This window comes from Salipiger marinus (assembly GCF_035481585.1).
In the GTDB taxonomy this organism is placed as follows: Bacteria; Pseudomonadota; Alphaproteobacteria; order Rhodobacterales; family Rhodobacteraceae; genus Salipiger; species Salipiger marinus.
Genome location: NZ_JAYKSL010000010.1, coordinates 170,914 through 176,913, shown reverse-complemented (window position 1 = coordinate 176,913; position 6,000 = coordinate 170,914). Strand labels below are relative to the sequence as shown.

The 6,000-nt window shown below is 67.9% G+C and carries 6 protein-coding genes; all 6 read right to left on the bottom strand.

Annotation, left to right across the window (positions count from 1 at the left end):
- Positions 1-122 precede the first annotated feature (122 nt).
- The 6 genes from VK682_RS14965 to VK682_RS14940 all read right to left on the bottom strand — a co-directional run bounded on the left by VK682_RS14965 (position 123) and on the right by VK682_RS14940 (position 5,962).
- Positions 123-923 carry an HpcH/HpaI aldolase/citrate lyase family protein gene (locus VK682_RS14965; RefSeq protein ID WP_324782129.1) on the bottom strand — a complete coding sequence of 267 codons (801 nt, stop codon included), beginning with the start codon at positions 921-923 and terminating at the stop codon, positions 123-125.
- The gene (locus VK682_RS14960) at positions 917-1,768 is read right to left on the bottom strand and encodes an HTD2 family dehydratase (protein ID WP_230796564.1); all 852 of its coding nucleotides are present in this window, start codon (positions 1,766-1,768) and stop codon (positions 917-919) included. The genes VK682_RS14965 and VK682_RS14960 overlap by 7 nt, the downstream gene beginning before the upstream one ends.
- Before the next feature lie 2 nt (positions 1,769-1,770).
- Positions 1,771-2,865 carry a CaiB/BaiF CoA transferase family protein gene (locus VK682_RS14955; protein ID WP_230796563.1) on the bottom strand — a complete coding sequence of 365 codons (1,095 nt, stop codon included), beginning with the start codon at positions 2,863-2,865 and terminating at the stop codon, positions 1,771-1,773.
- Entirely contained in the window at positions 2,865-4,055 is a 1,191-nt protein-coding gene (locus tag VK682_RS14950; protein ID WP_230796561.1) for an acyl-CoA dehydrogenase family protein, read from the bottom strand. The genes VK682_RS14955 and VK682_RS14950 overlap by 1 nt, the downstream gene beginning before the upstream one ends.
- A 179-nt stretch (positions 4,056-4,234) precedes the next feature.
- Positions 4,235-5,155: an SDR family NAD(P)-dependent oxidoreductase gene (locus VK682_RS14945; protein ID WP_230796559.1), complete on the bottom strand. Its 921-nt coding sequence runs from the start codon at positions 5,153-5,155 to the stop codon at positions 4,235-4,237.
- Between the two features lie 24 nt (positions 5,156-5,179).
- Positions 5,180-5,962 (bottom strand): IclR family transcriptional regulator, encoded by a 783-nt coding sequence (locus tag VK682_RS14940; protein WP_230796558.1) that lies wholly within the window; start codon positions 5,960-5,962, stop codon positions 5,180-5,182.
- Between the last annotated feature and the right edge of the window lie 38 nt (positions 5,963-6,000).

Sequence of the window (6,000 nt, the reverse complement as noted above, 5' to 3'; positions counted from 1 at the left end):
TGCCGTCCGATTTAACCCGGACCTTCACGTTGTAATCGATCACTCTTTTTACGGGGACGAGCAGTTTCATGGGATCAATGCGTCTTTCCTGTTGCAGTCCGCTGCGGGCCCTTGGCGTGGGGTCAGGCGGGCCGGGCCGTGGCGAGGATATGCCGCGCCCGCAGCCGCACGGGGTCGTCGATCATCGCGCCGTCCAGCGCCACCGCGCCTTCGCCGGAGGCAAGCACCCGCCGCGCCCAGTCGATTTCGCGGTCGGTGGGCGCAAAGCCGCGCAGCACCTCCGGCACCTGCCGCGGGTGGATGCAGAGCTTTCCGGTCATGCCAAGCGCGCGGGCATGTTCGGCATCGCCCCGCGTCTCGTCGGGATCGTCGAGCCGGGCGGTGACGCCGTCAACCGGGCCGGGCTTGCCCGCAAGGCGCGAGGCAAGCACCAGTTCGCTGCGCGCGGGCAGCAGGATGTCGCGCTCATGCGCGCAGCCCAGATCGGCGCAGAAATCGATGGAGCCGAAGATCAGCCGCGCCACGCCGGGCAGCGCCGCAAGGCGCCGCGCTTCGGCAAGGCCGCGGGCGGTCTCGATCAGGGCCAGCACCGGCACCCGCTCATTAAGCTGGCGGCAGAGCGCGTCCACCACCGCCGCATCTTCGGCCTTCGGCAGCACGATCCCGGCGACCGGCAGCGCGCTGACCGCCGCAAGATCGGCCTCGTGCCATGGCGTGCCGCTGGCATTGATCCGCACCAGCACGGGTTTTGTGGTGAAATCGCAGCGCAGCGCGCGGCGCGCGGCCTCCTTCGCCTCGGGGGCCACGGCATCCTCCAGATCGAGGATCACCGCATCGGCCTCGCTTGCGGCGGCTTTGGCGAAGCGTTCGGGCCGGTTGGCGGGCACAAAAAGCGGGGCGCGGATCAGATCAAGGCTCACCATTCCGCCCGCGCCTCCATCGCGACCGGACCTTCGGGGCAGGCGGTCCAGAGATCCAGCGCATCCCCGGACGCGCGGGCGTTGAGCAGCAGCGTCGCGCCGCCAAAGACCGGCGACAGGCTGCGGAAGCGGAACCGGGCCGGGGCGGCGCCGCGCAGGTCGGCGGCATAGTGCGCCAGCAGCATCGCCTGCAGCGGCCCGTGCACCACAAGGCCGGGATAGCCTTCTTCGGCGGTGGTGTAGGGCGCATCGTAATGGATGCGGTGGCTGTTGAAGGTCAGCGCGGAGTAGCGGAAAAGCCGCGCGGGCGCGGTGTCGATGCGGCGCTGCTGCGCGCCCGCCGGGGCAGGCGGCGGCGGCGTGGCGGGGGCGGCCCCCGCCGGCGGCTCGTCGCGATAGACGATGTCCTGCCGTTCGGTCAGCATGTCGCGCCCGCCGCTGCTGAAATGATGGGTCACCGTCACGAAACAGAGCCGCCCCGACCGGCCCTGTTTCAGCGTCACATCCTCCACCACCGAGCGCCGGGTCACGGTTTCGCCGATCCGGGGGGCGGTGCGGAAGGTGAAGGCGCCGCCCGCCCACATGCGCCGGGGCAGCGGCACCGGCGGCAGGAAGCCGCCGCGCTGCGGATGCCCGTCCGGGCCAAGTGCGGCGGTGGGGGCGGTCGGCTGGCACAGGCAGTGATGGACCAGCAGCGGCGCCTCGGCACCCTCCCCGGTGGGGCCCTCGCGGTCGAGCGTGGCGTAAAGCCGCGCGACCAGATTGGGCGTCAGCGGTTCGGAGGCATGCTCTTCGCGGCCAATCCAGCCGCGCAGATGGTCAAGATCGAAATCCGGTGTGGCGGGCATGGTCAGCTCTCCAGCGGGTTCAGGGCAGGAACGGCGCCATAGGCGCGGGGTGCGTCGTCCCAGACCGGGGCGGGCGCGGGATAGGAGACGGGGCCGTTCGGGGTATCGACCGTGATGCGCCGCAGATGCGGGTGGGCGGCAAGCCCCGCCATGTCATTGACGAGGGCCAGCGCGACATCGGCGCGCAGCAGCGTCTCCACCGCCTCGGCGCCGCTGCGGCGGGCAAAGGCCGCCGCGACCAGCGCATCGGTTTCGGCCCGGTGTTCCACCCGCAGCACGTTGCTGCAGAAGCGCGGATCGTCGGCCAGATCCGCATCGCCCAGAAACAGCGCGCAGAGCTTGCGCCATTCCCGGTCGCTTTGCACCGACAGCAGAACCTGCGCGCCGTCCTTCGCGGTGAAGACGCCATAGGGGGCGATGGAGGGATGCGCGAGCCCGGCCCGTTTCGGGCTTTTGCCGCCCTCGTGGTTGAGCAGCGGCACGGTCAGCCAGTCGGCCATCACGTCGAACATGGAAATCGCGATGCTGGCGCCCTGACCGGTCTTGCCGCGCCGGATCAGCGCTTCGAGGATGGCCGACTGCGCGGTGGCGCCGGTGGCGATGTCGACCAGCGAAATGCCGACGCGGGCGGGTTCCGACGGGCCGCCGGTGATGGAGCAGAGCCCGGATTCCGCCTGCACCAGCAGGTCATAGGCCTTGCGGTCGGCCATCGGCCCGCCTTCGCCATAGCCCGAGATCGCGCAGGTGATCAGCTGCGGGAAGTCGCGCGCCAGCCGGTCGGCGCCAAAGCCAAGCCGGGCCAGCGCCCCGCGCTTGAGGTTCTGCACCAGCACGTCGGCGCTGGCGAGAAGCTGCGCCAGATCCTCCTGCCCGGAGGCGGAGGCGAGGTCGAGCGTGCGCGACTGCTTGCCCCGGTTGAGCCAGACGAAATAGCTCGACTGGCCCTTGGCCACATCGTCATAGCCGCGGGCGAAATCGCCTTCGGGGCGTTCGATCTTGATCACCTCGGCCCCGGCATCCGCAAGGCGCGAGGTGCAGAACGGCGCCGCCACCGCCTGTTCGATGGCGACGACCCTGATCCCTTCGAGGGGCCGCATCAGAAGCTCCGGGGCAGGCCGAGCACATGTTCGGCGATGTAGGAAAGGATGAGGTTGGTGGAGATCGGCGCCACCTGATAGAGCCGCGTTTCCCGGAACTTGCGTTCGATGTCATATTCGCAGGCGAAGCCGAAGCCGCCATGGAACTGGATGCAGGCATTCGCCGCCTCCCAGCTGGCCTTGGCGGCGAGGTATTTGGCCATGTTCGCCTCGGCGCCGCAGGGCTGGCCCGCGTCATACAGGCGGCAGGCTTTCTGGCGCATGAGATTGGCGGCCTCGATCTCGATATAGGCCTCGGCGATGGGGAACTGCACGCCCTGGTTCTGGCCGATGGCGCGGCCAAAGACCTGCCGTTCGGAGACATAGCGCACCACGCGGTCGGTGAACCAGTAGCCGTCCCCGATACATTCCGCCGCGATCAGCGCGCGTTCGGCATTGAGCCCGGTGAGGATATATTTGAAGCCCTTGCCCTCTTCGCCGATCAGGTTTTCCACCGGAATCTCGAGATTGTCGAAGAACAGCTCGTTGGTCTCGTGGTTGACCATGTTGGGGATCGGGCGCACCTCCATGCCGGAGGCCATCGCCTGCCTGATGTCGACAAGGAAGATCGACAGGCCTTCGGATTTCTTCTTCACCTCCGACAGCGGCGTGGTCCGGGCGAGCAGGATCATCAGATCCGAATGCTGCACGCGGCTGATCCAGACCTTCTGGCCGTTGATCACATAGCGGTCGCCCTTCCGCACGGCGGTGGTCTTGAGCTGGGTGGTGTCGGTGCCGGTGGTGGGTTCGGTCACGCCCATGGACTGCAGGCGCAGCTCGCCGCTGGCAAGCCTGGGCAGGATGCGCTGGCGCTGCTCCTCGGATCCGTGCCGCACCAGCGTGGTCATGTTGTACATCTGCCCGTGGCAGGCGCCGGAATTGCCGCCGGCGCGGTTGATCTCTTCCATGATCACCGCCGCCTCGGTGAGCCCGAGCCCCGAGCCGCCATAGTCTTCGGGGATCAGCGCGGCCATCCACCCGGCCTTGGTCAGGGCATCGACGAACTCTTCGGGATAGCCGCGGGCCGCGTCGATCCGGCGGTGATATTCGTCGGGAAAACTGGCGCAGAGCGCGCGCACCGCGTCGCGGATGTCCTGATGGTCGTCGCTGATCTGGTCGTACACCTGTGCCTCCTTCGGGTCTCGGGACATGGGGTTCCCCCCGTGTTTTCCCGATCATCCACCCCGGCAAGCCATAAATCAAATATCTGAATGGACTTGCTGAAATGCCGAAAAGGCATGAATGGCGCGGCGCGCGGGGCGGCATGGAAAAGGCGGCCCGACCAGAGCCGGGCCGCCCCTGCGCGGCTGGAGTGGTGCAGGCCCCGGGGTCAGACCGGATCCCAGCAGAACACGTCCGCCGAGACGTCAAGCGGCACGTAGCTTGCGCGCAGCGCCGGGATGGCATGGCTCGCGACGCTGTCGAGCGACCAGCCCTCGCTGCGCTGCACCGAGCGGACCGGGCGCGGCTGCGAGATGAGGAAAATCTCGTTGTTGCGCACAGCAAAGACCTGCCCGGTGGTGTCGGCGCCCGCGTCCGAGGCAAGATACAGCGCGACGGGCGCGATCTTTTCCGGCGACATCTCCTTCATGCGGTTCACCCGCTCTTCCTGTTCGGGGCTGTCGACCTTGATCGAGGAGGTCATGCGGCTCCATGCGAAGGGCGCGATGCAGTTGGAGCGGATGTTCCAGCGCTGCAGGTCAAGTGCCAGCGATTTCGACAGGGCGGTGATCCCCAGCTTGGCGGCAGAGTAATTGGCCTGCGCAAGATTGCCGATCAGCCCGGAGGTCGAGGTCATGTGGATCAGGCTGCCCGATCCCTGATCGCGCATCACGTCGGCGGCGGCGCGGCTTACGTTGAACGTGCCATAAAGATGGACCTTCACCACCGCGTCGAAATTTTCATAGGTCATCTTGTGGAAGAAGCTGTCGCGCAGGATGCCCGCGTTGTTCACCACCGCATCCAGCCGACCGAAGGCGTCGGTCGCCTGCCGCACCATCGCCTGCGCCCCGGCAGGGTCGGTGACGTCATCGCCATTGGCGACGGCGCGCCCGCCCGCCCTGGTGATCTCGGCGACCGTATCCTGCGCGGCGGCGCTGGAGGAGCGCTGGCCGTCCAGCGAGGCGCCGATGTCATTGACCACCACCGCCGCCCCGGCTTTCGCCGCCTCCATCGCGATGGCGCGACCGATGCCGCCGCCCGCGCCGGTCACCAGCATGACCTTCCCGTCAAGGGGTTTCATTTCAGACATGTCTCCTCCGTCTTGTCTTGAACCTTAGGTGTCAGGGTCTGCGGGGCGGCCGAACAGGCAGCGTTCGATCTGGGCTGCGGCCCCGGCAAGGGCTGTGGCGATGGCGGCAAGGCTTTCATCGGTCTGCTGCCCCGCGATGGTGATGCTGCTCATGCCCAGCCGGGGCACGCCGCCTGCGTCGCGCGCCAGCGACGCAACGATGTCGAGCCCGCGGAACAGCTGGCTGCGGTCGCAGGCGGTGCGGGTGTGGCGCGCCTTCAGCACATCGGCCCAGTAGCTTTCGAAACTCGGCGCGTCCTGCCAGCGCACGGTGGCGAAACCCTTGCGGGTCTGGGCCTCGGTCAGGCCTTTGGTGGCGGCGTAGCAGCGCCCGATCGCGCCGGAAAACACCGGCAGGCGGCTGTTCTGGGCCAGCACCGCATGCAGGATGTTGGGCGCGGTGAAGCGGTCGGTCAGCACGATGCGGTCGGTCGGGGTGATCTGCCAGAGCGCGATCATGGTCTGGTGGTCCTGCGCGATGGCGGTCAGCGCCGGGCGGATCACGTCGGCAGGGTTGGCCCCCAGCAGCGGCACCGCAAATTCCAGCAGCCCCATGCCCATGCGGTAGGTCTTGGCCGCGGGGTCGAAGCTCAGCAGCCCTTCATGGCTCAGCGTCCTGAGGATGTTGAAGGCGGAGGAGACGTTCAGCCCGGTTTCCCGCGCGATCTGGGTGGCGCCCATGGGGCGGCCCTGCGCGGCGACCAGACGCAGGATGCTCATGGCGTTCTGCACCGCGGGGACGAGTTTCTGTCCGGTATCGTCGACCATTCCATTCCTCATGTAGAATTGCATTTACTATACAGAAT

What these genes read in the sequence shown, in the direction of transcription:
- VK682_RS14965 (WP_324782129.1), bottom strand. Translation starts at nt 923, where the DNA reads ATGGTGAGCCTTGATCTGATCCGCGCCCCGCTTTTTGTGCCCGCCAAC.
- VK682_RS14960 (WP_230796564.1), bottom strand. Translation starts at nt 1,768, where the DNA reads ATGCCCGCCACACCGGATTTCGATCTTGACCATCTGCGCGGCTGGATT.
- VK682_RS14955 (WP_230796563.1), bottom strand. Translation starts at nt 2,865, where the DNA reads ATGCGGCCCCTCGAAGGGATCAGGGTCGTCGCCATCGAACAGGCGGTG.
- VK682_RS14950 (WP_230796561.1), bottom strand. Translation starts at nt 4,055, where the DNA reads ATGTCCCGAGACCCGAAGGAGGCACAGGTGTACGACCAGATCAGCGAC.
- VK682_RS14945 (WP_230796559.1), bottom strand. Translation starts at nt 5,155, where the DNA reads ATGTCTGAAATGAAACCCCTTGACGGGAAGGTCATGCTGGTGACCGGC.
- VK682_RS14940 (WP_230796558.1), bottom strand. Translation starts at nt 5,962, where the DNA reads ATGGTCGACGATACCGGACAGAAACTCGTCCCCGCGGTGCAGAACGCC.